Here is a 23,477-nt window from a genome sequence, read left to right as displayed (position 1 = left end):
CGGGAACGCATGCGGTTCATTGACAGCCGCGCCCGCGGGAGCGAGCGTCACGGCAAAGGGGAGAGACACTCATGAAGCGGATCATCATCACGGCGGCGGTCGGCCTGATGTGCCTTGGCGGGACGGCCAGCGCGCAGGGCGAAGGCCCCGAGGGCATCGTCCACGGGCGCCAGGCGGCGATGATGCTGTCGGGCGTCGCCATGGGCGCGATGAAGTCCGCCATGGATGCGGGTCAGGCGCCCGCCACCCAGCGGTTCAACAGCCGCGCCCTCGCGCGCTGGGCACACGCCGTGCCCGGCATGTTCCCCGCGGGCAGCGGCCCCGACTCCGGGGTCGAGACCCATGCGAAAGCCGAGGTCTGGAGCGACCGGGCCGGCTTCGAGGCCAAGTCCGCCGAATACGCCGCCGCCGCCGACCGGCTCGCTGAACTGGCCGCCGGCGATGACACCGCCGCCTTCACCGCCCAGTGGACCGCCGTCCGGGCGAGCTGCCAGTCCTGCCACGACGTCTACAAGGCCAACTAGGCGGCTCGCCAGCCGACCCGCGCCCGGCTAGACCTCGGCCATGCCTGAACTTCCCGAGGTCGAAACCGTCCGCCGCGGCCTGCAGCCGGTGATGGAGGGCGCGCGCCTGAGCCGCGTGCGTCAGAACCGTCCCGACCTGCGCTTCCCGTTCCCGGAGCGCTTCACCGAACGGCTCGACGGCGCCACCGTCGAACGGATCGATCGCCGCGCAAAATACCTGCTGATGCAGCTTTCGACCGGCGAGACCTGGGTGACCCACCTCGGCATGACCGGCCGCTTCACCCTGGACGGCGAACAGGTCGGCGAGTTCGAGGAGAACGCCCCCGCCACCGGCAAGCATGAGCACGTCAGTTTCTGCGCCGTGAAAGCCGGGACCACCACGCGCGTGGGCTTCGCCGACGCCCGCCGCTTCGGCTTCATGGGCCTGATCCCCACGGACGCGGTCGAGGCCCATCCATGGTTCGCCGGCCTCGGCCCGGAGCCGCTCGGCAACGGCTTCTCCGGCGCGCATCTGGCGGAGGCGTTCGCCGGCAAGAAGCAGAACATCAAGGTCAGCCTGCTCGACCAGCGCATCGTCGCCGGTCTCGGCAACATCTACGTCTGCGAGGCCCTCTACCGCGCCCGGATTTCTCCGCTGACCATGGCGGGCAAGGTGTCGAAGCCGCGGCTCGAAACGCTCGCCGCCGTCGTTCGGGACGTGCTCAACGACGCCATCGCGGCCGGCGGCTCGACCCTCCGTGACTTCGCCAACGCCGACGGCGGGCAAGGCTATTTCCAGCACCGCTTCGATGTCTACGGCCGCGAGGGCAAGCCCTGCCTCGGGGATGGCTGCACGGGCGTCGTGAAGCGGATCGTGCAGGGCGGCCGCTCGACCTTCTATTGTCCGTCCTGCCAGAAGCGCTGAAGCCCATGACCCACCGCATCATCCTGTTCCGCGGCATGAACACCGGCGGCGTCCGCGCCCCGGTCGCCGAGCAGCGCGCCATGGCCGAGGAGATGGGGCTGAAGAACCCGCGCACCCTCGCGGCCAGCGGCAATCTCGTGGTCGAGAGCGGCAAGGCGACCGCGGCGCTGGAAGCGGACATCGAAGCCGCCATGGAACGCCGCTTCGGCCTGAAGATCGCCGCCATGGTCCGGACGCCGGAACAGTGGGCGAAGGTGATCGCCGCCAATCCCTTTCCGGCGGAGGCGACCGCCCAGCCGTCCAAGGTCGTGGCCATGGTGATGAAGGATGGCGTCAAGGACGGCGCGCTGGACTCCTGCCGCGCCCTCGCCGAAGGCGGCGAGCGGGTCGAGGCCATCGACGACGTGCTGTGGTTCTGGTTCCCCAACGGTCAGGGCGAGTCCGCCATCTTCAAGAAGGCGACGCCGCGCATGCTCGGCATGGGCACCGGCCGCAACTGGAATACGGTCCTGAAGCTGGCGGCGCTGGCCGGGGTGGAGACGACATCATGAGCCATCGCAAGGTCCACCTCTGGATCAGCCTGATCGTCGGCGTCGTGGTCTGGGGCGGCTATTTCGCCCATGTGATCCAGACCCTGCGGGGCGGCGACACGGGCGGGCTCGCGTTGTGGTTCTTTGGCGCCCTGGCGCTGGTCGTCGGGCTCGAGGCCCTGGCCACCGGCGTGATCACCTGGCTTTTCCGGCGGCGCGCCCGGGTGCTCGACGACGGCCCGACGCTTCAGGCCGCCCTGCAGGCCAGCCACGTCGCCCTGATGCTGTTGATTGTCATGGTGCTGGCGCTCGCTGGTCTGCTCGCCCTGCCGGCCCTGTTTGGAACGAACCTGATCGGCATGTCCTCCGCCGTTCCGGTCATCGCCGCCAACGTTCTGCTGGCCATGGTGGTGGTGACGGAGCTGGTCCGCGCGGCCTTCACCCTGATGCTGATGCCGCGCCGCTGACCACGACCGATTCTGACGCAGGGACAGTGCATACTGCTTCGAGTGAGCAAGAGAGAGCTCGGAGCAAAACCGACTCTTCGGACTCTTTGGACCCAATTTTCGTGGGTTTTACCCGGACGCTTTCCCCTCCGGGTTCCTCTTGGTAAGCCGGGCCGCACGTACGAGGAGACGACGATGGCCGACAGCTATTCCACCCTGCTTATCGAGCGCCACGCCGACGGCTATGCGGTGGTGACCCTGAACCGGCCCGAAGCGCTGAACGCCCTCAACTCCGCCCTCTTCGCCGACCTCGCCGCCTTCCTCGACGCGGTCGAGCATGATGACAGCGTCCGCTGCCTGATCCTGACCGGCTCGGGCGACAAGGCCTTCGCCGCCGGCGCCGACATCAAGGAGATGTCCGACCAGTCCTACGCAGACATGTACAAGGCCAATTTCTTCTCCCTCGGCCACGACCGCATCACCCGCTTCCGCAAACCGATCATCGCGGCGGTGAACGGCTTCGCCCTCGGCGGCGGCTGCGAACTGGCCATGTTGTGCGACTTCATCGTCGCCAGCGAGAAGGCGAAGTTCGGCCAGCCCGAAATCAACCTCGGCGTCGCCCCGGGCATCGGCGGGTCGCAGCGCCTGACCCGCCTCGTAGGCAAGGCCAAGGCCATGGACATGGTCCTGACCGCCCGCATGATGGACGCCGCCGAGGCCGAGCGCGCCGGCCTCGCCTCCCGCGTCGTCCCGCACGAGACGCTGCTGGACGAGGTCCGCAAGATCGCCGCGAAGATCGCCTCGCAAAGCCCGCTCGCCGTCATGGCCAACAAGGAAATGGTCAATGCCGCGCTCGAGACGACCCTGACCCAGGGCGTCCAGTTCGAGCGCCGCCTGTTCCACTCCCTGTTCGCCTTCGAGGATCAGAAAGAGGGCATGTCCGCCTTCGTCGAGAAGCGGAAGCCGACCTTCACCGGCCGCTAGACGACGCCCGCGATCAGGCCCCTCTGCAGGGCCTGTTCCGCGGTCAGATACCAGTTCTCCTGCGCTCGCTCCTCAAGCTCATCGAGGGTGACGTCGCTGCCCGCGATCAGCTCCTCGAAGCCCCAGGTCTGCACCTTTATGCCGAGGTCGATCTCGGCCAGCAGCGCCTCGACCCGCGGCCGCTCGGCCTTCAGGAAGTTCGACAGCTCCAGCGTCTTGGTCAGCTTGCGGCAGTGGACCATCAGCACCCCGTGCCGGTCCAGCCAGCGGTCCTCGCGCCGGAACCCCGCCATGATCGTCGCCCCGGCCGAGAACACTGTGGTCTTGCCGAAGAACAGCGGGTTGCGCCCCGTCCGCTCCCGGAACAGCCGGATGTCCGCCGCGATCCGCCGTCCCACGTCCGCATCTCCGCCGATCGTGGTCAACTCGATGACGATAGGGTCCAGTCCATCGGCGGCGGCGCGGAACTGATCCTGAAAGGCTCCGAACATAGGGTCGCCGACGTTGCCGTTCAGGCGGACCTGCGGGGCGAAGAGGGCGTCGGGCGTTGCTGTCATTCAGGTGATCTGATCCGGGTGCGTCTGGCTCCCGGCCGGCATGGCGTCGACCTCCTGATAGGGGTCGTCCGTCTCCACGATCGAGAGGATGGATTCGCCCTCCGACATCAACGGCACGGCGGCGTCACCCGCCTGCACATCCGTCTTGGACGGCACCTTGATCACCCGTGTGGGGCCGCCTTCGACCCCCACGGTCACGCGATAGGTCCGCATCCGTCAGGTCCCGAAGCCGCCGGAGCCTCCGGCGCCCGCCGCGCCCTCGCCGCCCGTCGCAGGGTCTGCCTGCTCCCGTCCGGGAGGGGCGCCGCCCTGATCCGGACGATGGCCGCCGGCGGTCTTGGCGTTGCTCGGATCCGGCGTGCGGTCGTTCTGCGGATCGTCGTTCAGGGGCTTGTCGCTCATCGCACTCTCTCCTGTGTCTGAAGGAACAACGGCTCCGCGTCAGTGCGGTTTCAGAACCACCTTGGTCCACTCGTTGGGATTGTCGTGGAAGTTCTTGTAGCCCTCCGCCGCCTGCTCCAGCGGCAGCCGGTGCGAGATCAGGTCCGTGGTGTCGATCTTGCCGTCGAGGATCAGCTCCAGCAGCTGCGGCAGGTATTTCTGCACGTGCGTCTGACCCGTCTTGATGGTCAGGCCCTTCTGCATGAAGGCGCCGATCGGCAGCTTGTCGCCGATGCCGCCGTAGACGCCCGGCACCGAAACCCGACCGCCCTTGCGGCAGGCCATGATCGTCTCGCGCAGCACATGCTGGCGGTCGGTGCCCAGCTTCGTCTCCTGCTTGACGGCGTCCAGAATGTTGTCCGGCGCGAAGCCGTGCGCCTCCATGCCGACGGCGTCGATGCAGGCGTCCGGCCCGATCCCGGCCGTCATCTCCATCAAAGCCTCGCGCACCTTGACCTCGTGGTAGTTCAGCACCTCGGCCCCGTTGGCCTTGGCGAGAGCGAGGCGGTTCGGGTGGTGGTCGATGGCGATGATCCGGCCGGCGCCCATCAGCTTGGCGCTCTTGATCGCGAACAGGCCGACCGGTCCGCAGCCCCAGATCGCTACCGTGTCGCCCGGCTCGATCTCGGCGTTCTCGGCCGCCATCCATCCGGTCGGGAAGATGTCCGACAGGAACAGCACCCGCTCGTCCTCGATGCCGTCGGGCACCACGATCGGTCCGATGTCGGAATAGGGCACCCGGGCGTATTCGGCCTGGCCGCCCGCATAGCCGCCGGTCATGTGCGAATATCCGAACAGGCCCGACATCGGATAGCCGTAGGCGACCTCCGACAGGTCCGACTTGTCCGCCGGATTGGAGTTGTCGCAGGCCGAGTACTGCTGCTTGCCGCAGAAGAAGCAGCTGCCGCAGGCGATGACGAACGGCACCACCACCTTCTGGCCGACCTGCAGACTGGTGTTGCCGCGACCGACCTCGACGACCTCGCCCATGAACTCGTGACCGAGGATGTCGCCGTTGGACATGCTCGGGATCATGCTGTCGTAGAGGTGCAGGTCCGAGCCGCAGATGGCGGTGGCGGTGATCTTGATGATGGCGTCGCGGGGATTGACGATCTGCGGGTCGGGGACGGTGTCCACCTGAACGTTGTGTTTTCCGTGCCAGGTCAGGGCGCGCATGAAACTCTCTTTCGCTGGGGTCTGGATCAGAAGTGGCGGCTGGCGCGCGGCGCGGCGTCCGGCGCCTTCGAGGTCGGGATCTCGCCCGTCTCCATCAGCTGCTTGAACCGGCGCAGTTCGCGGCGGGCCTGGATGCGCGGCTCGCGCTGCATCACCTTGGCGACCACCTTGCCGAGGGCGCCGGCGGGCGGGTCGTAGCTGACAAAGACACGGACTTCCGTGCCGCGGCCGAAGGCGTTGTCCCGGAACTCGATCCAGCCCTCGTGGTCGATGTCGCTCTCTTCCAGCGACCGCCAGGCGATGTATTCGCCGGGCCGCTCCTCGGTGATCTCGCTGACCAGTTCGAAGTCGGCGCCGGCGGGTCCCGCGACGATCCAGCTCGACCGGCCGGACTCCATCACCTCGACCGACTTCACATTCTCCATGAAGGCCGGAAGGTTCCGGAAGTCGCGCCAGAAGTCATAGAGCTCCTGACGCGGGCGGTTGATCATCACGGCGCGGACGCTGGCGGCCTCGTGCTCGCCCTCGACCCGGTCCTTGTCGTTGAAGGCGGTGGATTCGACCTCGGCGTCGGTCGACATCGGCTGTTCGGACATGACGGCTCCTTTCGGGCAGCGAACCCGTCGAGGTCAGGCTTCGTTCCCGGGAACTGGTCCGCAGCGGCGCGGTTGTCGCGTCGAACACCAGCCGGGAGCCTGTCCATGACCGATCTGTCCGCCACCGCCGCCGAGGGCGTCCGTCCCCTCGCCGTCGTCACCGGCGCCTCGTCCGGCATCGGCTATGAGCTGGCGCGGCTGTTCGCCGACGACGGCTACGATCTGGTGGTCGCCGCCGACACGCCGCTTGCCGAGGCGGTTCAGACGTTCGAGAGCCTCGGCGCGAAGGTTGACGCGGTGCAGGTCGACCTTGCGACCGAGGAGGGGGTGACGGCGCTGCATGAGCGGATCGGCGGCCGGCCCGTCGACGCGCTGGCGGCCAATGCCGGTCAGGGACTCGGCCACGCCTTCCTCGATCAGGACTTCGACGACATCCTCGCCGTCGTTAACACCAACGTCACCGGCACCCTGCGGCTGGTGTGGCTGGTGGGGCGTGAGATGCGCGACCGGGGCCGCGGCCAGATCCTGTTCACCGGCTCGATCGCCGGCCTGATGCCGGGGACCTTCCAGGCCGTCTACAACGGCTCCAAGGCCTTCGTGGACAGCTTCTCCTTCGCCCTGCGCAACGAGCTGAAGGACAGCGGCGTCAGCGTCACCGTCCTGATGCCCGGGCCGACGGACACCGAGTTCTTCGAACGCGCCGACCTGATGGACACCATGGTGGGCCAGGGCAAGAAGATGGACGCGGCCAAGGTGGCGGAGATCGGCTACAAGGCTATGAAGCGCGGCGACGGCGATGTCGTGGCCGGCATGGGCAACAAGCTGCAGGCCGCCATGGCCGCCATCACGCCGGAGTCCGCCCTGGCCGAGATGCACCGCAAACAGGCCGAGCCCGGTTCCGGCAAGAACTGAGCCGGGAGGCGCGGGAAGGACGGAGGGCGGAGGTGGATTCTTCGCCTTGAACCCCCCGTCCCTTTCGGCTATAGCCGCGCGCTCTTGAGATTTTCGCGCCGTGGACGTGTGCTCCGCGGCGTTTTCCGTTCGAAGGTTTGACTGATGGCCAACAATGCCGGCGCCAAGAAAGCGATCCGCAAGATCGCTGCCCGCACCGAAGTGAACAAGGCGCGCCGCACGCGCGTCCGCACCTTCCTGCGCAAGTTCCAGGAAGCCGTCACCGGTGGTGACGCCGGCGCCGCCAAGACCGCTTTCGTCGAGGCGCAATCCGAGCTGATGCGCGCCGTGACCAAGGGCGTGGTTCACAAGAATACGGGCTCGCGCAAGGTGTCGCGCCTGGCCGCCCAGCTGAAGAAAATGTCGGCCGCCTGATCTTTCGGCGACGGACGGCCTTTCACAGGCCTGTCACGACAAATCCAAGTGATTTCAACGGCGAGGGCGCAACCGCTCCCTCGCCGTTTGCACGTGCGCGGCTAACCTCCGACGCCCCGAATTGTGCTCGCCCCGGTGGCGAAATCCGGGATTCCGCTGACAACGTTTGGCTTTAGCGGAGTCAAACAATTTAACTGCCTTTTGCGATTCGAATCAGCGTTGACGGCCCCCGCTCCCGGCGTAAGTTTGGGCCTCTAACGCACTTCCATCCCCACACGGATGAACACGGCGCGAGACCAGTTTCGCGTCGGCGTGAGATGTCTGATCGAGAGTTTGACCCCACCCGGGCGGCGCCCAGCCGCACCGGACAGGAGAAGTCGTCCCCGATCCAGGCCGCTCGAAGGGCGTCAGGTGATGGATTCTAGAGCGGGTGGCTGAACATGGCGGGGGGCGCACAGATGGCGGGGATGACCGATCCGGATCGTATCTGGACCGAGGCGGCGGGTCGCCTGCGCAGCGAGATCGGCGAGGGCGCTTTCAGCTCTTACATCGCCCCCTCGGCGGTGCGCGCCGACGGCGCCGGCCAGCTGATCCTCGTCACTCCGACCGCCTATGCCCGTGACTGGGTGCGCAAGAACGCCCTGCGCCGCATGAACGAACTGTGGCTGGGCCTTGACGGCCTGTCGCGCCGTCTCGAGGTGCGTTGCCGCGCCGAGATGGGTTCGGTCGCCCCGGCCTCGCAGGTCGCCGCCGGCCGGGCCGAGGCTCCCGCCGCCAATGTCGTGCCGATGCCCATGGCCACGGTCGCCCCGGTCGCCGACGGCGCCCGCGCCGTGCGCGCCGCCGGTCTGCAGGAGCGACTGACCTTCGACAGCTTCGTGGAAGGCCAGGGCAACGCCTTCGCCCTCGCCATCGCCCGCCAGGCCGCCTGCTGGGCCGACGGCCACTTCAATCCGATCTTCTTCTGCGGCCCCTACGGCTACGGCAAGACCCACCTGCTGAACGCCATCGCCTGGGAGGCCCAGCGCCTGCGCCCGGACGCCAAGGTGGTCTATCTGACCGCCGAACGCTTCCTGTCGACCTTCGTGCGGGCCATGCAGGACCGCTCTACCGCGGCGTTCAAGGAAAGCCTGCGCGGCGCCGACATGCTGCTGATCGACGACGTCCAGTTCGTGGGCGGCAAGGCCTCGACGCAGGACGAACTGCTGGCGACGCTGACCAGCCTGATCGAGGACGGCAAGCGCATCGTCCTGTCCGCCGACCGGCCGCCGATGGCCCTGACCGAGGTCGAGCCGCGCCTGCGCAGCCATTTGGCCTCGGGCCTGACCTGCCCGGTCGAACCGGCGGACCGCGCCCTGAAACTGGCCGTGGCCCGCAGCCGCATCGCCGCCCTGGCCAACCTCGGCGTCGTCTCGGGGGAGGCGCGTCAGGAGGTGCTGGAGCATCTGGTCGACCGCACGCCGGGCTCGATGCGCGAGCTCGAAGGCGCGGTGAACACCCTGGCCGCCGTCGCCGGCGCCCGGCTGTCGGCCCTGACCGTCGACGAGGTCCAGACCCTGCTGGGTTCGGCCCTGCGCGGCGGACCGGAGCGCCGCATCACCGTCGACGAGATCCAGAAGACCGTCGCCGAGCATTTCACCCTGAAGCAGGCCGACCTGCTGTCCGAGCGCCGCACGCGCTCCGTGGCCCGGCCGCGCCAGATCGCCATGTGGCTGTGCAAGCAGCACACGACCCGCTCCTATCCGGACATCGGCCGGCGCTTCGGCGGGCGCGACCACACCACGGTCCTGCACGGCGTGCGCAAGATCGAGGAGCTGATGGCCCAGGACGACCAGATCGCCCGGGACGTGGAGGCCCTGACCCGCAAGCTGCGCGGCTAGGCTCCCGCGGCACGGATAACGTCCGGGTAAAATCGGAAAACGGGGTCCGAAGAGTCCGTTACGTCCGCACGGCGGATAATAACGTCCGGGTAAAACCCCGAAAACACGGTCCGTAGCGTCCGTAGAGTCCGCTTTGCTCATCTCGTCTCCGCCTTCGACGGCGGCGGAGGGGTGGTTCGATTGTCAAAGACCGGGCAGGCGGGAAGAGCCGGAGTATGCTCCCGCCCGTTTCTCAGGCGGACAAATCGGATCGAGAAATCGTCAACCGGCTGACGGGGCAAGGAATTGTCGGCGCTATCCGACTATAAATCCGCGGATTGTCAGCACAGCGTCACGGTCCCGCAGGCCCGTCCCGGCGGTTGTCCACAGACAGTCGCCGCCTCGTCCCGGGTCAGGCGCCCGGCAGCCCCCGCCCCTTCCTTGCCCCGCGCCGCCAATCCGCTAGTGTCCAAGGCCCTCTATTCGCGGTGACGCTTTGAGTCGCCGCAGCCGGGCGAGACGACATGCAGCTGACCATCGAACGATCCGCGCTCCTCAAGGCCCTCGGCCACGTGCAGAGCGTCGTCGAGCGCCGCAACACCATTCCGATCCTGTCGAACGTCCTGCTCAGCGCCGGACGCGACAAGCTGAGCTTCGCCGCCACCGACCTCGACATGGAGATGGTCGACGAAGCCGAGGCCACGGTGAACTTCGAGGGCCAGATCACCGCCCCGGCCCACACCCTTTACGAAATCGTCCGCAAGCTGCCCGACGGCGCCGAAGTGTCGCTGAGCTATTCCGGCGACGATCCCCGGCTGGTGGTTCAGGCCGGACGGTCCAAGTTCAATCTGCCGGTGCTGCCGGCCGGCGACTTCCCGGTCATGTCGACCGACACCTCGGGCGCCCGCTTCACCCTGCCGAAGGAAGACCTGGCGCGGCTGATCGACAAGACCCGGTTCGCGGTCTCGACCGAGGAGACCCGCTATTATCTGAACGGCCTGTATCTCCACACCGTGGCCGAGGCGGGCATTCCGCTGCTGCGCGCCGTGGCCACCGACGGCCACCGTCTGGCCCTGGCAGAGACCCCCGCCCCCGAGGGCGCCGCGGGCGGCCCCGGCGTGATCGTCCCGCGCAAGACCATCGATCAGGTCCGCCGCCTGCTGGACGACGGCTCGGGCGCGGTCGAGGTCATGGTCTCGCCGCAGAAGATCCGCTTCGAATTCGGCCAGGCGTCGCTGACGTCCAAGGTCATTGACGGCGCCTTCCCTGACTACATGCGCGTCATCCCCAAGGGGAACGACAAACAGGCCGACATCGACAACGCCGTCTTCGCCTCGGCCGTCGACCGCGTCGCCACCATCTCGGCCGAGAAGAGCCGGTCGGTGAAACTGGCCTTCGAGCTGGACCGCGTCACCCTGACGGTGCGCAACATGGAGGCCGGACAGGGGGTCGAGGAGGTCGAGATCGGCTATTCCGAGGAGCCCTTCGAGATCGGCTTCAACGCCCGCTATCTGCTCGACGTCGCCGGCCAGATCACCGGCGAGACCGCCCACTTCAAATTCGCTGACCCGGCCAGCCCGACGCTGGTCCTCGATCCGGGCGATCCGGGCGTGCAATATGTGCTGATGCCGCTGCGGGTCTAGGACGTGCAGGTCCCCCCGCCCGAGGAGGCCGGCGCGGCGCTGGAAGCGGCGATCATGGCCGCACACGACGGCGGAAGCCTCGACGACCTCGCCTCGGCGTTCATGAGCTCGTACGTCGTCGTCATGCTCGCGGAAGACCCGGGCCCTGACCCTCAGACTCTCTCGCCGCTGACGGTGTCGACGCCACAGGGCCATCTGGCGCTCGTCGTCTTCACCACCGCCGGCAAGTGCTCGAGGTGGGCCGGCAACGCGCCTCAATATCCCCACGCGCTTCAGGTGCGCGCCGACTGGATTCTGAATGTGGTCGGCGACGAATACGGCGTGGCCGTGAATCCCGGCGAGGCCGTCGGCTTCAGCATGCCGCCCTCCGGCGTGGCCCGGATGAAGGCGCGTGCGGCCTGAGCGCGCCCGGCTGGCGCTGCAAGCGGGCCTTGAAAGTGGAACTGATCAAAAAATCGAGCCCCGGTCTGGATAGACCTGCTCGATACGTTTGGACTGCCCGACTGAGCTTGGGCAAAAGGACTGGGTCCCGGCTTTCGCCCGGATGAGCGGAAGTAGAATTGATCCAGTCCCTCACCCTCACCGATTTCCGCTCCTATGCGGCGGCGACCCTGTCCATCGCGGCGGGGACGGTGGTGCTGCATGGGCCGAATGGGGCGGGGAAGACCAATCTGCTGGAGGCGCTGAGCCTGTTCACCCCGGGCAAGGGGCTGCGCGGGGCGACGGCGCCGGAGATGGGGCGGCGTGAGCCGGGCGAGTCAGGCGGCCGGGCCTGGGCCGTGGCGGCGGTGCTGACCGACGGCGAGGAAGAGACGAAGCTGGGCACCGGTGTGCAGTCCCCGGGCGCGGCGCGGCGGATCGTGCGCATCGACGGGGAGACGGCGCAGCCGGGGCGGCTGCTGGAGCATCTGCGGCCGGTGTGGGCGACGCCGGAGCAGGACCGGCTGTTCTCGGACGCGCGGGCGGAGCGGCTGAAATTCTTTGACCGGCTGGTGTTTGCGGCGGAGCCGGATCACGCCGCCTCGGTGTCGGCCTATGAGAAGGCGCTGCGCGAACGGCTGCGTCTGCTGACCGACGGGGCCGAGGGCCAGCCGGCCGACCCGCTGTGGCTCGACGCGCTGGAGCTCCGGCTGGGCGAGGCGGGGGCCGCCGCGGCGATGGCGCGCTCCGCGGCCCTGGCCACTCTGCAGGCGGCCATCGACGGGCGCGGCGACCGGCCTTTCCCTCAAGCCGATCTGGGTCTGACCGGCGAGGCCGAGGCGATGGCGGGCGTGGGGGCGGGGCCGGAGGCGATCGCGGAGGGCATCCGCGAGGGCATGGCCCGCAGCCGCGCCCGCGACGCCGCCGCCGGACGGTCGCTATACGGCCCGCACCGGTCCGACCTGACCGCCCTGCACCGCGAGAAGAACCGGCCCGCGGCCGAGGGGTCGTCGGGCGAGCAGAAGGCGCTGGTGCTGAACCTCATCCTCGCCCAGATCGCCCGGCTGGCCGATCAGCCGGCGGCGCCCATCCTGCTGCTGGACGAGGCCCCCGCGCATCTCGATACGCGCCGGCGCGCCGCCCTGTTCGACGAGATCGAGGCGTTGGGTTTGCAGGCCTTCATGACCGGCACCGAGGCGGAGCTGTTCGAGCCGCTGCGGGGCCGGGCGCAGTTTGTCAGGGTCGAAGGCGGGGGGCTGACGACGGAGGGGTGAGCCTCACCCGAACTCCGCTTCCAGATCCGCCAGCCTTGCCGCCTGATCTTCGGCGATCAGGGCGTTCAGCATGGGGTCGAGGTCGCCCTCGAGGATCTGGGGCAGGCTGTGCAGGGTCAGGCCGATGCGGTGGTCGGTGACGCGGCCTTGCGGGAAGTTGTAGGTGCGGATGCGCTCGGACCGGTCGCCGGAGCCGACCTGCGACTTGCGGGCGCTGGAGCGGGCGAGGTCCTTTTCCTGCCGCTGCATGTCGTAGAGGCGGACGCGCAGGTTCTTCATCGCCTTGTCGCGGTTGACGTGCTGCGACTTCTCCGAGGATGTCACCACGATGCCGGACGGCAGGTGGGTGATGCGCACCGCCGAGTCCGTCTTGTTGACGTGCTGGCCGCCCGAGCCGGAGGCGCGGAAGGTGTCGATGCGGATGTCCTTGTCGTGGATCTCGATCTCGACGTCCTCGACCTCGGGCAGGACGGCGACGGTCGCGGCCGAGGTGTGGATGCGGCCGCCGGCCTCGGTGGTCGGGACGCGCTGGACGCGGTGGACGCCGCTTTCGAACTTGAGGCGGCCGAAGACGCCGTCGCCGGTGACGGTGGCGATGATCTCCTTGTAGCCGCCGGCCTCGCCCTCGGTGGCGCTGTCGACCTCGACCCGCCAGCCGCGCGTGGAGGCGTAGCGCGAATACATGCGGAACAGGTCGCCGGCGAACAGGGCGGCCTCATCGCCGCCGGTGCCGGCGCGGACTTCCAGCACGGCCGAGGCGTTCTCGTCGGCGTCGCGCGGGGCCAGCAGCAGGGCGACGTCGCGCTCCATGTCGGGCAGGCGGGCCTTGAGCGTCTCCAGCTCGTCGGCGGCCATGTCGGCCATCTCCGGATCGGCGGCCATGACTTCGAGATCGGCCATCTCGGCGCGCATGCGGGCCAGGGCCATGACCGCGTCGGCGACCGGCTTGATCTCGGCGTGCTCCTTGGACAGGCGCACGATCTCCTGACCGTCCGTGGCCGCACCCATGCGCGCCTCCACCTGGTGGAAGCGGTCGAGCACCTGATCGAGCCGGGCCTGGGGCAGTCGCAAGGGTTTCTCCGGGAGGGGCCGATCTCCTATCCGGCAAGCGGCGCCCTGTCCAATCCCCGCCGCGCCGGGTCTGACGGAAAAGTTACAGCGTAGCTGTTACGGCCCGGCGTCTCGCGCATTAGCTCCTGGAGGGCGGACGGCGTCCGCCATGCAAGGGGCTCCATGGAAACCTTCCTGCTGTTTCTGGCCGTCGGCGTTCTGGCGCAGTCGGTCGATGGCGCCCTGGGCATGGCCTATGGCGTGATTTCGTCCTCGGTGCTGCTGGCGTTCGGCGTGCCGCCGGCCATGGCCTCGGCCAGCGTTCACGGGGCCGAGGTCTTCACCACCGCGGCCTCGGCGGGCAGCCATGTGCTGCACAAGAACGTCGAGTGGCGGCTGTTCGTCCCGCTGGCCATCGCCGGGGTCATCGGCGGCTGTCTCGGCGCCTATGTGCTGGCCGGACTGGAGAGCGGCGTCGTGAAGCCGTTCGTCGTCGCCTACCTCGCCATCATGGGCTGCTGGATCCTCTGGCGAGCGGGGCACGACATCAAGCCGAAGCGGATCCGCACCTGGATGGCGACGCCGGTCGGACTGATCGGGGGCTTCCTCGACGCCATCGGCGGCGGCGGCTGGGGACCGACTGTGTCCTCGACGCTGGTGGGCGCGGGGCAGGAGCCGCGCCGCGCCATCGGCACGGTGAACACGGCGGAGTTCTTCCTCACCATGGCGATCAGCGCGACCTTCGTCTGGTCGCTGGTCAGCGGTCACTGGAAAGAGGCGGGGGCGCTGGAGAATCACGCCGCGGCGGTGGGCGGGCTGGTGGTCGGCGGCCTGATCGCGGCGCCCTTCGCGGGGCTGATCGTCAAGCGCGTGCCGCAGCGGGCCATGACCTATGCCGTCGGCGCGGTGCTGGTGCTGCTGGCGGCGTTTCAGGGCGCGCAACTGGCCGGTCTGGTCGCCTAGGCGGGCCGCGTTTCCATGAAGCTCGGCCGGGCCTCGAGCGCGGTCTGGAGCGCACCCAGCTTCGGCCATTTGCCGAGGTCGAAGTCCGGGTGGCGGAAGCCGATCCACGTCATGGCCACGGCGGCGGTGATTGTGCCCATGTGCAGGTCGTCGGCGCTCAGGTCCTGCGCCTCCAGCGCGTCGAGCGAGCGGGCCATATTGGTCGTCCAGCGTTCCATCCAGGATGCCGACCGCTCGTGCTCGGGCCGGCGCTTCTCCAGCAGCAGTTTGACGCCCATTTCGAGCGCACCGTCGGCCAGGGTCTCGACCCGCCGCACGCGCAGCCGCCCGGCGCCGCCCTCGGGCAGCAGGCGCGGGCCGGTCCCGATCTCGTCGAGGTATTCGCAGATGACGGGGCTGTCGTTCAGCGGCAGGCCGTCCTCGGCGATCAGGGTCGGCACCTGCACCAGCGGGTTCGAGGCCAGCAGTTCGACGGCGTTGGCGTAGGGGTCGGTCGAGAGTTCCTCGAGCGGCACGCCCTTCTCGCGCGCCACGATCCGGCATTTGCGGGCGTAGGGCGACGGCCCGGTGATGTAGAGTTTCATCTCAGCGTCTTTCGATGGACACGCCCTCGGGCGCGGCAAGGGACTGGGCGGCGGCGCGTGCCTGCGGATCGCCGAGGCCGTAGCCCTCCATGAAGGCCGTGGTGGCGCGGACGATCAGGTCGAAGTCGGCCTCGTCGGCGTTGCGGACGAGGCTGTGGTCGGCGCCGGCGAAGACCATCAGCATCTTGTCGCCGGGCGCGGAGCGGTCGAACGGGCTGCGGTGCGCATGCCAGTCGGTGACGTATTGCGGCACCAGATCGGCGTCGCCGGTGATCATCAGCATGGGCGTCGCGAGAGCGGCGTAGGTGTCGGGAAGGACGACGCCCTGCAGGTCACCGGCGGAGGAGAAGGCGACGATGGCCTTGACGTCGGCGTCGCCCAGAGGGCCGGCGACGGTGCGCGCCCCGCCCTCGATCAGCGACATCAGCGAGCCGAACGAATGGCCCGCGGCGATGATGGGCAGGCCGGGCCGGGTCGCCTTGACGAAGCCGCGGACCACGGCGAGGTCCTCGATCCGGGTCGAGAAGGCCGCCGGGCCGTCGAACTGGTCGTGCTGAGGGTGGCGCAGGGAATCGACGTGCAGCGGAGCCACGACGGTGAAGCCAGCCTCGACCCATTTCGACAGGATGCGGCTGTAGGCGCCCGGCGCGCCGTTGTAGCCGTGGCTGAAGACAACGACGCCGCGCTCCTCCGCCGCCTGCCAGACGCTGACGTCGATGGTGCGGCCGCCGCTGGCCGGGAGCTCGATATGTTCGGCGGCGGAGGCGGGGGCGAATTGAGCGCCGGCGGTCTGCGCCAGCGCCGGGGCCACGGGGACCAGCGACAGGGCCGCCGCGAGCGACAGGCTCAGGCGCAGGAGGGTCAGCAAGCGGTTCATGACGGGCCCGGGATAAGGAGGAGACCTCCTCCGTAGCCCAGCCCCGGCCCGGCGGCTACTCGGCGGCTTCGAGGGCAGCGATGCGGGCGGCGTCCAGTTCCGCGGCCTTGGCCTCGACCAGCTCGACGATGTGGTCGACCATGCCCTCGTTGGCCAGTTTGTGGGCGGTCTTGCCGTTCAGATAGACCATGCCCGAGCCCTTGCCGCCGCCGGTGAAGCCGACGTCGGTATAGAGGGCCTCGCCCGGGCCGTTGACGACGCAGCCGATGATCGACAGCGACATGGGCGTGGTCACATGGGCCAGCTTCTCCTCGAGAATGCCGACCGTCTCGATCACGTTGAAGCCCTGCCGCGCGCAGGACGGGCAGGCGATGATGTTCACGCCGCGATGGCGCAGGCCCAGCGACTTGAGGATGTCGAAGCCGACCTTGATCTCCTCGACGGGATCGGCGGCCAGCGAGACGCGGATGGTGTCGCCGATGCCGGCCCACAGCATCGAGCCCATGCCGATGGCCGACTTGATCGTGCCGGTGCGCAGCGGCCCCGCCTCGGTCACCCCGAGGTGCAGCGGGCAATCGATGGCCTCGGCCAGCTGCTGGTAGGCGGCGACGGTCAGGAAGGGGTCGGACGCCTTCACCGAAATCTTGAACTCGTGGAAGTCGTGGTCCTGCAGGATGCGGGCGTGGTTGAGCGCGCTCTCGACCATGGCGTCCGGGCAGGGCTCGCCGTATTTCTCAAGCAACTCGCGCTCCAGAGAGCCGGCGTTGACGCCGATCCGCATCGAGCAGCCGTGGTCCTTGGCGGCCTGGATGACCTCGCGGACGCGGTCGGGCGAGCCGATGTTGCCCGGGTTGATGCGCAGGCAGGCGGCGCCGGCCTGGGCGGCCTCCATGCCGCGTTTGTAATGGAAATGGATGTCCGCCACGAGCGGCACGCGGGCCTCGCGCGCGATGGTGCGGAAGGCGGCGGTCGAGTCCTCGTCGGGGCAGGAGACGCGGACGATGTCGGCCCCCGCCTCTTCCAGCCGGCGGATCTGGTCGATCGTCGCCGAGGCGTCCGACGTCGGGGTATTGGTCATCGACTGGACGGTGATCGGCGCGTCGCCGCCCACAGGCACATTGCCCACCATGATCTGGCGGCTCTTGCGGCGTTCGATGTGACGCCAGGGACGGATGTGCGAATGGTCAGCGCTCATGACGGGCGCAACATAGGCTCACGATTGCGGCATGGCCACGACGCACGGCGTCGCGCCTAGCCTCCGACGCTGGTGGAGACGATCTGCTGCACCGTGGTCGAGGCCTGAAGCTGGGCCTGGGCCTGCGCCTGGACCGCGGCGGTGCGGGCGGCCTCGGTGCGGGCGGCGACGGCGGCGGCTGCCTGACGACCGAGCGCCTGCGCCCGCTGGTTCAGCTGGCTCAGCGGGGTTTCGGCCGCCGCGAGGGCGCCCCCGTGCTCGCCGTTCAGATAGACGTCGAACGCCGCCGGATCGGGCACGTCGACCGTGGCGGCGACGTTGGCCGGCGCGCGCCAGGCGTCGCCGGCAGCGAGCTGGCGGGCGAACAGCACGCGGCCGTCGGCCATGCGCACGATCAGATAGGCGGACTTGCGGGCCTGCAGCACGACCTGCGAGGCGCTGGCGGCGGCGCCGTAGATGGCCCCGCGCGGATTGAAGGCCTTCTGCACCGGCGGCCCGGCGGCTGCCGCGGCGGCAAGGCCCTCGGGCGAGGCGGGATCAATGCCGGTCAACTGGGCTTCGAGGCCGGGCGTGATGTAGAGGGCGGGCACGGTCTGGTCCGGCGGCGCGGGGCGCGGCGCGGTCAGGCGCATGAACTGCTCCTGTCCCGGCACGGCGCCGAGGGTCCAGCTTTCGGGCACGGCGGCGATGTCGGACGGCTGGGGCGCGCGCATCAGGCTGACGCGCTGGAAGACGTTCCAGCCGACCACGGCCAGCACCAGCGCCAGACCGGCGGCGATCAGGCGGGGCGAATAGCGGCGGACTTCCTCGAAGGCGACGCCGACCGGCGGCTGCAGCGGCACCGAGGGATCGGGGCTCTCGCGCTTGAACCGCTCGACCGCGAGCTGCTCGTCCAGACCCAGGGCTCCGGCATAGGCGCGGACATAGCCGATGGAGAAGACGCGGTTGGGCAGGACCGAGAAGTCGTTCTGCTCCAGAGCCGTCAGATAGCGGGACGGCACCCGGGTGATGGTGGACAGCTCGGCCAGCGAGCGGCCGGAGTGGGCGCGGGCGATGCGGAGGCCGTCGCCGAGAGTCGGCGCGTCGGTCACGGAAGGAACCATGTCCTTCCACTCGGGATGGTCCCGAAACTCGTCGGGGGAGTTCCCCGTATCCAGCGCCATCCGGCCTGACCCCATACTCGGCGCGCGAAAGGACTCAACGCACGCCGTACTCGAACCCCGGGCCTGTATCATATCGGGATGACAGTTCGGGCTTGCCCCCGCAAACCACCCGGTTCCGACTTGTGGATAACTCATTTGAGTTGACCGATCAACGATTTGTTAGGCATCCGGCCGTGTCGGGCGCGGAGGTTTCAGATCGTGATGTTCAACTTCCGGGCCAGAGACTCGAGTTCGCCGCGGATCGAACCCGAGGAGGAGCCGAGCAGGTTGGCCATGCCGCGCCGGGCTGCGGGCAGATCGGCCGACAGGATCATCCGCTTGACCGGCCCGACGCCGCCCGCCGGAGCCGACAGCCGGGTATAGCCCAGCGTCAGCAGGGCGAAGGCCTCCAGCGGTCGGCCCGCCAGCTCGCCGCAGACGGACACGGGCGTGCCGGTCTCGGCGCATTTCTTCTGGATCTCGGCCAGGGCCCGCAGAGCCGGCGGCGACAGCGGGTCGTAGCGGTCGGACACCAGCGGGTTCGTCCGGTCGGCGGCGAACATGTACTGGAACAGATCATTGGTGCCGATCGAGACGAAGTCCGTCAGCGGCAGCAGGGCGTCCAGGTGCCACAGCAGCGACGGGCACTCGATCATCGCCCCGACCCTGAGCAGCGCCGGCAGCGCCCGGCCCCGCCGCCGGGCCCAGTCGCACTCGACATCGACCAGTTCACGCGCGGCGCGGAACTCGTCGACCGTGGCGATCATGGGGAACATGACGCGCAGCTCGCGTCCGGCGGCGGCGGTCAGCAACGCCCGCAGCTGCAGCCGCAGCAGGCCGGGCCGGTCGAGGCCGAGGCGGATGGCGCGGCGGCCCAGGGCGGGGTTCTCCTCACGCTCCGTCACCAGATAGGGCAGGACCTTGTCGCCGCCGATGTCGAGGGTGCGGAAGGTCACCGGCCGGTCGCCCGCCGTGTCCAGCACCAGCTTGTACAGGGCGGCCTGGCTGTCGAGGCGCGGCAGTTCTTCCGAGACCATGAACTGGAACTCGGTGCGGAACAGGCCGATGCCCTCGGCCCCGGTGGCGTCGAGGTTCTCCAGATCGACGGCGAGGCCGGCGTTGGTCAGGACGGTGATCCGGGTTCCGTCGCGGGTGACCGCCTCGACGTCGCGCAGCCGGGCGAATTCGGCCTGCCGCTGGCTGCGCACCTCGATGCGCGACTGGACCGCCGACAGCATGTCCGGGCGGGGCCGCAGATAGGCCTCGCCGGTCTCGCCGTCGACGATGACGAGGTCGTCCTCGGACAGGCGGTCGCGCAGGCCCATGAGGCGGCCGACGCAGGGGATCTGAAGCGCGCGGGCGACGATGGCGGCGTGGCTGGCGGCCGACCCCTCCTCCAGCAGCAGGCCCCTGATCTTGTGGCGGGGATACTCCAGCAGGTCCGCCGGCCCGAGATTGCGCGCCACGAGAATGGCGTCATCGGGCAAGTCGCGCTCGCCCGGCCGGTCGCCCGCCAGCACCCGCAGCAGCCGGTTCGCGAGGTCCTCGAAGTCGTGCAGCCGCTCGCGGATATAGGGGTCGCGGGCGTTGGCGAAGCGGGCGCGGTGTTCGTTGCGCACCCGGTCCACGGCGGCCTCGGCGGTCAGGCCGGTGCGGACCGCCTCTTCCAGCGACCGGTTCCAGCCGCGGTCGTCGGCGAACATCCGGTAGGTTTCCAGCACCTCGAACGAGGCGCCCGCCAGCTTGCCCTGCCCGCCCTCGAGCATGGAATCGATATTGGCCTTGAGGGCGACCAGCGCCTCGCGAAGGCGGACTTCCTCGACCTGCTGGTTCTCAGCCAGAATCTTGTCGGGCGGGACCGGCGCCTCGTGCAGGACGACGTGGCCGTAGGCGAGGCCTTCGGCGAACCGCTGGCCCTTGAGCCGCTCGGGCCGGTGCGGGGCCACCTCGATGTCGCGCAGCTCGTCCTGCGCCAGCAGCTCGCCCGAGGCCACGGTCTCAGCCAGGACCATGGCGATGGTCTGGATGTCCTCGACCTCTTCCTCGTCATAGCGCCGCTCGGAGCGGTTCTGGACGACGAGGACGCCGATAGCCCGGCCGCCGCGCAGCAGGGGAGCGCCGAGGAAGGCGTGGTACGGATCTTCGCCCGTCTCGGGCCGGTAGGCGAAGCTGGGGTGCGACGGCGCGTCGGACAGGCTGATCGGTTCGGCCGACCGGGCCACCTCGCCGACGAGGCCCTCGCCGGGGCGCAGTCGCGTCGTGTGCACGGCCTCGGGCTTCAGGCCCTGGGTGGCGAACAGCTCCAGCTCGCCGGACGCGCGCCGCAGATAGATGGAGCACACCTCGGCGACCATCGACTGGGCGATGATTTTGACAACGGTGTCGAGACGGTCCTGCGCGGGCGCCGCCCCCGCCATAGCCTCGCGGATCTGGCGAAGGAGGTTCCGCGGCCCCCTCGTCGTCAATCCGCCAACCGGCATGGCCCCTCCCATTGATCAGCGCCGCAGATGGGCGCCGCCAAGCTTAGATTCTAGACCGCTTCCAGTCCGTAGGCCGAATGAAGCGCACGAACGGCCAGTTCCGCATAGGCCGCATCGATGAGGACGCTGATCTTGATCTCCGAGGTCGAGATGGCCTGGAACTTGACCCCCTTGTCGGCGAGGGCCCGGAACATGGTCTGGGCGACGCCCGCGTGGCTGCGCATGCCGACGCCGACGACCGAGACCTTGGCCACGTCCTCGTCGACGCGAAGCTCCTCGAAGCCGATCTGTGCCTGGGCGGCGCGCATGAGTTCGGCGGCGCGCGGCGCATCGCGGCGGCCGGTGGTGAAGGTCAGGTTGACTGCTCCCTCGGTGCGGGCCTGCGACTGCACGATCATGTCGACATTGACGTTGGCCTCGGCCAGGCGGGTGAAGACGTCGGCGGGCGCCTCGACGCGGTCGGACAGGCCCAGCAAGGTGATGCGGGCCTCGTCACGGCTCATGGTCACGCCGGATACGATGCGTTTTTCCACGATTTCCTCCTCGTCGCAGATCAGGGTGCCGGACTTGGCGGGCAGGACGCCGTTTTCGTCGGGTTCGATAAAGCTGGACAGAACCCGGACCGGGACCTGTTTCGCCATGGCCAGCTCGACAGAGCGGGTCTGAAGCACCTTGGCCCCGAGCGAGGCCATCTCCAGCATCTCCTCATAGGAGACCTTTTCGAGGCGGCGGGCGCGGGACTCGATGCGCGGGTCGGTGGTGTAGACGCCGTCGACGTCGGTGTAGATGTCGCACGAACAGCCCAGCGCGGCCGCCACGGCCACCGCCGAGGTGTCGGAGCCGCCCCGGCCCAGCGTCGTGATCCGGCCGTCGCGGGTGACGCCCTGGAAGCCGGGCACCACCGCGATCTCGCCCTTGTCCAGAGCCGCGCCCAGCACCTCGCCCGGCACGTCCTCGATGCGGGCCCGGCCGTGGGCGTCGTCGGTGAGGATCGGAATCTGCCAGCCCATCCAGCTGCGCGCGTTCAGTCCCATGTTGCGCAGGGTCAGGGCCAGCAGGCCCGAGGTCACCTGCTCGCCCGAGGCGACCACGACATCGTATTCGTCGTCCGACAGCTCGATGCCCTGCCCCGGCCTTCCGGCGCCGTCCGTCCAGGCGACCAGCTCATTGGTCTTGCCGGCCATGGCCGAGACCACCACGGCGATCTTCTTGCCCGAGGCGGCCTCGGCGGCGACGATGCGGGCGGCGCGGCGGATGCGCTCGAGGTCGCCCATCGAGGTGCCGCCGAACTTCATCACCAGCCGATCAGACTCTGGCCGCGTCATCGTGGCGTAGCGCTCCGTCTTGCAAGGAGAACCGTCCGGGTTCATCCCTCGGCTCATGGTCGCTTCTACCGACACGCTATCGGCGCGCAAACCCCAAAGCGGCGGGGAGTCCATGGACCGCGCCGCCGGCCCTTCGATCGATCCCGCCGATGTGGCGCGGTTCTCGGCCCAGGCCGCGGAATGGTGGGATGCGCGCGGGCCGTTCGCGCCGCTGCACAAGTTCAATCCGGCCCGGCTGGGCTTCGTCCGCGACCGGGCGGCGGAGCGGTTCGGGCGGGACATCCGGAGCCGCGAACCTTTCGCCGGCCTGACCCTGCTGGACGTCGGCTGCGGCGGCGGCCTCATCGCCGAGCCGATGCGGCGTCTGGGCTTTGACGTGACCGCCATCGACGCCTCGTCCGAGAACATCGGCACGGCCCGCGTCCACGCCGAACAGCAGGGCCTCGACATCGCCTACCGCGCCGCGACGGTCGAGCAGATCGAGACGGAGGGCGCGGGGCCGTTCGACGTCGTCCTGACCATGGAGGTCATCGAGCACGTCGCCGATCCGAAGGCCTTCGTCCGCACCTGTTCGCGGCTGGTGAAGCCGGGCGGCATGATGATCGTCGCCACCCTGAACCGGACCCTGAAGTCGCTGGCCCTCGGCAAGATCGCGGCGGAATATGTGCTGCGCTGGGTCCCGGCGGGAACGCACGACTGGAACCAGTTCCTCAAGCCGGACGAGATCCGGCTGATGCTGTCGGAAGAGCCGGTGGCGGTCAGCGGCCCGTACGGCCTGGTCTATAATCCCCTGACAGACCGCTGGAGCGAGAGCGACGACGCCGGGATCAACTACATGATGGTCGCCACGCGCGACTAACCACGGTTCATCCAGCGTTCATGGACCTGACGTCGAAGTAACGGGACAGCCAAGCTTGGCGGTGGGATGAGGAGACATTCCTCAACCTCCTCAGCCGGAGCTCCCCATGAAACGCCTTCTGATCCTCGCCGCCGTCTCCGCCAGCCTGATGTCCTCGGCCTGCGTCACCGTCATCGACGCCTCGGACAGCGACGACGCCTGGCACGGCAACAACGCCCAGCCCTTCGACGAGGCCCGCGACGCCTGCCGCGCCGAGGCCGGCAACCGCCACAACGACGCCTTCCGCGACTGCATGGCCGGCAAGGGCTGGACCCGCAGCTAG

26 protein-coding genes are annotated in these 23,477 nt (G+C 69.1%); 14 read left to right on the top strand and 12 right to left on the bottom strand.

Going from position 1 to position 23,477, the window contains the following annotated elements; genetic code table 11:
- The first annotated feature begins 71 nt into the window (after window positions 1-71).
- From GGQ87_RS06175 to GGQ87_RS06155, 5 genes are all read left to right on the top strand, one after another.
- On the top strand, window positions 72-524 hold the full coding sequence (locus GGQ87_RS06175; protein ID WP_168045801.1) for a c-type cytochrome: 453 nt from the start codon (window positions 72-74) through the stop codon (window positions 522-524).
- Between the two features lie 40 nt (window positions 525-564).
- Entirely contained in the window at window positions 565-1,428 is an 864-nt protein-coding gene (gene mutM, locus GGQ87_RS06170) for a bifunctional DNA-formamidopyrimidine glycosylase/DNA-(apurinic or apyrimidinic site) lyase (protein WP_168045800.1), read from the top strand.
- 5 nt (window positions 1,429-1,433) lie between these two features.
- On the top strand, window positions 1,434-1,979 hold the full coding sequence (locus tag GGQ87_RS06165; RefSeq protein ID WP_168045799.1) for a DUF1697 domain-containing protein: 546 nt from the start codon (window positions 1,434-1,436) through the stop codon (window positions 1,977-1,979).
- The gene (locus GGQ87_RS06160; RefSeq protein ID WP_168045798.1) at window positions 1,976-2,425 is read left to right on the top strand and encodes a hypothetical protein; all 450 of its coding nucleotides are present in this window, start codon (window positions 1,976-1,978) and stop codon (window positions 2,423-2,425) included. The genes GGQ87_RS06165 and GGQ87_RS06160 overlap by 4 nt, the downstream gene beginning before the upstream one ends.
- A gap of 174 nt (window positions 2,426-2,599) precedes the next feature.
- Window positions 2,600-3,388: an enoyl-CoA hydratase-related protein gene (locus GGQ87_RS06155; protein WP_168045797.1), complete on the top strand. Its 789-nt coding sequence runs from the start codon at window positions 2,600-2,602 to the stop codon at window positions 3,386-3,388.
- On the opposite strand, the gene GGQ87_RS06150 is transcribed toward GGQ87_RS06155, so the two are convergent.
- Genes GGQ87_RS06150 through GGQ87_RS06130 form a run of 5 tightly spaced genes read right to left on the bottom strand, consistent with a single transcriptional unit; the run spans window position 3,385 to window position 6,158 of the window.
- Window positions 3,385-3,945, bottom strand: a complete 561-nt coding sequence (locus GGQ87_RS06150; protein WP_168045796.1) for a Clp protease/crotonase-like domain-containing protein — start codon at window positions 3,943-3,945, stop codon at window positions 3,385-3,387. The two genes, GGQ87_RS06155 and GGQ87_RS06150, sit on opposite strands and share 4 nt — an antisense overlap.
- Window positions 3,946-4,158, bottom strand: coding sequence for a hypothetical protein (locus tag GGQ87_RS06145; RefSeq protein WP_168045795.1), 213 nt, complete (start codon window positions 4,156-4,158; stop codon window positions 3,946-3,948).
- A gap of 3 nt (window positions 4,159-4,161) precedes the next feature.
- The gene (locus GGQ87_RS06140; RefSeq protein ID WP_168045794.1) at window positions 4,162-4,347 is read right to left on the bottom strand and encodes a hypothetical protein; all 186 of its coding nucleotides are present in this window, start codon (window positions 4,345-4,347) and stop codon (window positions 4,162-4,164) included.
- 39 nt (window positions 4,348-4,386) lie between these two features.
- Window positions 4,387-5,562, bottom strand: coding sequence for a zinc-dependent alcohol dehydrogenase (locus tag GGQ87_RS06135; protein WP_168045793.1), 1,176 nt, complete (start codon window positions 5,560-5,562; stop codon window positions 4,387-4,389).
- A gap of 26 nt (window positions 5,563-5,588) precedes the next feature.
- Window positions 5,589-6,158, bottom strand: coding sequence for an SRPBCC family protein (locus GGQ87_RS06130; protein ID WP_168045792.1), 570 nt, complete (start codon window positions 6,156-6,158; stop codon window positions 5,589-5,591).
- Window positions 6,159-6,263: 105 nt separating this feature from the next.
- Here GGQ87_RS06130 and GGQ87_RS06125 point away from each other — a divergent pair, with 105 nt between their 5' ends.
- The 6 genes from GGQ87_RS06125 to recF all read left to right on the top strand — a co-directional run bounded on the left by GGQ87_RS06125 (window position 6,264) and on the right by recF (window position 12,680).
- Window positions 6,264-7,070 (top strand): SDR family NAD(P)-dependent oxidoreductase, encoded by an 807-nt coding sequence (locus GGQ87_RS06125; protein WP_168045791.1) that lies wholly within the window; start codon window positions 6,264-6,266, stop codon window positions 7,068-7,070.
- A gap of 144 nt (window positions 7,071-7,214) precedes the next feature.
- A complete protein-coding gene (gene rpsT / locus GGQ87_RS06120) occupies window positions 7,215-7,484 on the top strand; it encodes a 30S ribosomal protein S20 (protein ID WP_168045790.1) in 270 nt (89 codons plus the stop codon).
- Window positions 7,485-7,918: 434 nt separating this feature from the next.
- Window positions 7,919-9,364, top strand: coding sequence for a chromosomal replication initiator protein DnaA (gene dnaA, locus GGQ87_RS06115; protein ID WP_425339277.1), 1,446 nt, complete (start codon window positions 7,919-7,921; stop codon window positions 9,362-9,364).
- Window positions 9,365-9,867: 503 nt separating this feature from the next.
- Complete coding sequence (dnaN, locus tag GGQ87_RS06110; protein ID WP_168045788.1) at window positions 9,868-10,986, top strand: DNA polymerase III subunit beta; 1,119 nt, start codon at window positions 9,868-9,870, stop codon at window positions 10,984-10,986.
- Between the two features lie 3 nt (window positions 10,987-10,989).
- Window positions 10,990-11,388, top strand: a complete 399-nt coding sequence (locus GGQ87_RS06105) for an SseB family protein (protein ID WP_168045787.1) — start codon at window positions 10,990-10,992, stop codon at window positions 11,386-11,388.
- Window positions 11,389-11,546: 158 nt separating this feature from the next.
- A complete protein-coding gene (gene recF, locus GGQ87_RS06100; RefSeq protein ID WP_168045786.1) occupies window positions 11,547-12,680 on the top strand; it encodes a DNA replication/repair protein RecF in 1,134 nt (377 codons plus the stop codon).
- Between the two features lie 3 nt (window positions 12,681-12,683).
- On the opposite strand, the gene prfA is transcribed toward recF, so the two are convergent.
- Window positions 12,684-13,751, bottom strand: coding sequence for a peptide chain release factor 1 (gene prfA / locus GGQ87_RS06095; RefSeq protein WP_168045785.1), 1,068 nt, complete (start codon window positions 13,749-13,751; stop codon window positions 12,684-12,686).
- 162 nt (window positions 13,752-13,913) lie between these two features.
- Between prfA and GGQ87_RS06090 the strand changes: the two genes are divergently transcribed.
- Window positions 13,914-14,693, top strand: coding sequence for a sulfite exporter TauE/SafE family protein (locus GGQ87_RS06090; protein WP_168045784.1), 780 nt, complete (start codon window positions 13,914-13,916; stop codon window positions 14,691-14,693).
- On the opposite strand, the gene GGQ87_RS06085 is transcribed toward GGQ87_RS06090, so the two are convergent.
- From GGQ87_RS06085 to GGQ87_RS06060, 6 genes are all read right to left on the bottom strand, one after another.
- Window positions 14,690-15,277 carry a glutathione S-transferase family protein gene (locus GGQ87_RS06085; protein WP_168045783.1) on the bottom strand — a complete coding sequence of 196 codons (588 nt, stop codon included), beginning with the start codon at window positions 15,275-15,277 and terminating at the stop codon, window positions 14,690-14,692. The genes GGQ87_RS06090 and GGQ87_RS06085 overlap by 4 nt on opposite strands.
- Window position 15,278: 1 nt before the next feature.
- Complete coding sequence (locus GGQ87_RS06080; protein WP_168045782.1) at window positions 15,279-16,154, bottom strand: alpha/beta hydrolase family protein; 876 nt, start codon at window positions 16,152-16,154, stop codon at window positions 15,279-15,281.
- Between the two features lie 55 nt (window positions 16,155-16,209).
- Window positions 16,210-17,349, bottom strand: a complete 1,140-nt coding sequence (ispG, locus tag GGQ87_RS06075; RefSeq protein ID WP_168045781.1) for a flavodoxin-dependent (E)-4-hydroxy-3-methylbut-2-enyl-diphosphate synthase — start codon at window positions 17,347-17,349, stop codon at window positions 16,210-16,212.
- 56 nt (window positions 17,350-17,405) lie between these two features.
- A complete protein-coding gene (locus tag GGQ87_RS06070) occupies window positions 17,406-18,440 on the bottom strand; it encodes a helix-turn-helix domain-containing protein (RefSeq protein ID WP_342448310.1) in 1,035 nt (344 codons plus the stop codon).
- A gap of 263 nt (window positions 18,441-18,703) precedes the next feature.
- A complete protein-coding gene (gene ptsP / locus GGQ87_RS06065; protein ID WP_425339269.1) occupies window positions 18,704-20,908 on the bottom strand; it encodes a phosphoenolpyruvate--protein phosphotransferase in 2,205 nt (734 codons plus the stop codon).
- 113 nt (window positions 20,909-21,021) lie between these two features.
- Complete coding sequence (locus GGQ87_RS06060) at window positions 21,022-22,296, bottom strand: aspartate kinase (protein ID WP_168045778.1); 1,275 nt, start codon at window positions 22,294-22,296, stop codon at window positions 21,022-21,024.
- A 112-nt stretch (window positions 22,297-22,408) separates the two neighbouring features.
- On the opposite strand from GGQ87_RS06060, the gene ubiG reads away from it, so the two are divergent.
- Both ubiG and GGQ87_RS06050 read left to right on the top strand, forming a co-directional pair.
- Window positions 22,409-23,155, top strand: a complete 747-nt coding sequence (gene ubiG / locus GGQ87_RS06055; protein WP_245161420.1) for a bifunctional 2-polyprenyl-6-hydroxyphenol methylase/3-demethylubiquinol 3-O-methyltransferase UbiG — start codon at window positions 22,409-22,411, stop codon at window positions 23,153-23,155.
- Window positions 23,156-23,261: 106 nt separating this feature from the next.
- Window positions 23,262-23,477: a hypothetical protein gene (locus tag GGQ87_RS06050; RefSeq protein WP_168045776.1), complete on the top strand. Its 216-nt coding sequence runs from the start codon at window positions 23,262-23,264 to the stop codon at window positions 23,475-23,477.

Source organism: Brevundimonas alba (assembly GCF_011927945.1).
Taxonomy (GTDB): Bacteria; Pseudomonadota; Alphaproteobacteria; order Caulobacterales; family Caulobacteraceae; genus Brevundimonas; species Brevundimonas alba.
This window is presented reverse-complemented; position numbering and strand designations above follow the sequence as displayed.

Excerpts from the sequence above, each read along its gene's own strand:
- GGQ87_RS06090 (WP_168045784.1), top strand. The coding sequence starts at position 13,914 with ATGGAAACCTTCCTGCTGTTTCTGGCCGTCGGCGTTCTGGCGCAGTCG.
- dnaN (WP_168045788.1), top strand. The coding sequence starts at position 9,868 with ATGCAGCTGACCATCGAACGATCCGCGCTCCTCAAGGCCCTCGGCCAC.
- mutM (WP_168045800.1), top strand. The coding sequence starts at position 565 with ATGCCTGAACTTCCCGAGGTCGAAACCGTCCGCCGCGGCCTGCAGCCG.
- GGQ87_RS06165 (WP_168045799.1), top strand. The coding sequence starts at position 1,434 with ATGACCCACCGCATCATCCTGTTCCGCGGCATGAACACCGGCGGCGTC.
- GGQ87_RS06150 (WP_168045796.1), bottom strand. The coding sequence starts at position 3,945 with ATGACAGCAACGCCCGACGCCCTCTTCGCCCCGCAGGTCCGCCTGAAC.
- GGQ87_RS06160 (WP_168045798.1), top strand. The coding sequence starts at position 1,976 with ATGAGCCATCGCAAGGTCCACCTCTGGATCAGCCTGATCGTCGGCGTC.
- GGQ87_RS06130 (WP_168045792.1), bottom strand. The coding sequence starts at position 6,158 with ATGTCCGAACAGCCGATGTCGACCGACGCCGAGGTCGAATCCACCGCC.
- rpsT (WP_168045790.1), top strand. The coding sequence starts at position 7,215 with ATGGCCAACAATGCCGGCGCCAAGAAAGCGATCCGCAAGATCGCTGCC.
- GGQ87_RS06135 (WP_168045793.1), bottom strand. The coding sequence starts at position 5,562 with ATGCGCGCCCTGACCTGGCACGGAAAACACAACGTTCAGGTGGACACC.
- ptsP (WP_425339269.1), bottom strand. The coding sequence starts at position 20,908 with ATGGCGGGGGCGGCGCCCGCGCAGGACCGTCTCGACACCGTTGTCAAA.
- GGQ87_RS06175 (WP_168045801.1), top strand. The coding sequence starts at position 72 with ATGAAGCGGATCATCATCACGGCGGCGGTCGGCCTGATGTGCCTTGGC.
- ispG (WP_168045781.1), bottom strand. The coding sequence starts at position 17,349 with ATGAGCGCTGACCATTCGCACATCCGTCCCTGGCGTCACATCGAACGC.
- GGQ87_RS06140 (WP_168045794.1), bottom strand. The coding sequence starts at position 4,347 with ATGAGCGACAAGCCCCTGAACGACGATCCGCAGAACGACCGCACGCCG.
- GGQ87_RS06050 (WP_168045776.1), top strand. The coding sequence starts at position 23,262 with ATGAAACGCCTTCTGATCCTCGCCGCCGTCTCCGCCAGCCTGATGTCC.
- GGQ87_RS06155 (WP_168045797.1), top strand. The coding sequence starts at position 2,600 with ATGGCCGACAGCTATTCCACCCTGCTTATCGAGCGCCACGCCGACGGC.
- GGQ87_RS06060 (WP_168045778.1), bottom strand. The coding sequence starts at position 22,296 with ATGACGCGGCCAGAGTCTGATCGGCTGGTGATGAAGTTCGGCGGCACC.
- GGQ87_RS06080 (WP_168045782.1), bottom strand. The coding sequence starts at position 16,154 with ATGAACCGCTTGCTGACCCTCCTGCGCCTGAGCCTGTCGCTCGCGGCG.
- GGQ87_RS06145 (WP_168045795.1), bottom strand. The coding sequence starts at position 4,158 with ATGCGGACCTATCGCGTGACCGTGGGGGTCGAAGGCGGCCCCACACGG.
- ubiG (WP_245161420.1), top strand. The coding sequence starts at position 22,409 with ATGGACCGCGCCGCCGGCCCTTCGATCGATCCCGCCGATGTGGCGCGG.
- GGQ87_RS06085 (WP_168045783.1), bottom strand. The coding sequence starts at position 15,277 with ATGAAACTCTACATCACCGGGCCGTCGCCCTACGCCCGCAAATGCCGG.
- GGQ87_RS06125 (WP_168045791.1), top strand. The coding sequence starts at position 6,264 with ATGACCGATCTGTCCGCCACCGCCGCCGAGGGCGTCCGTCCCCTCGCC.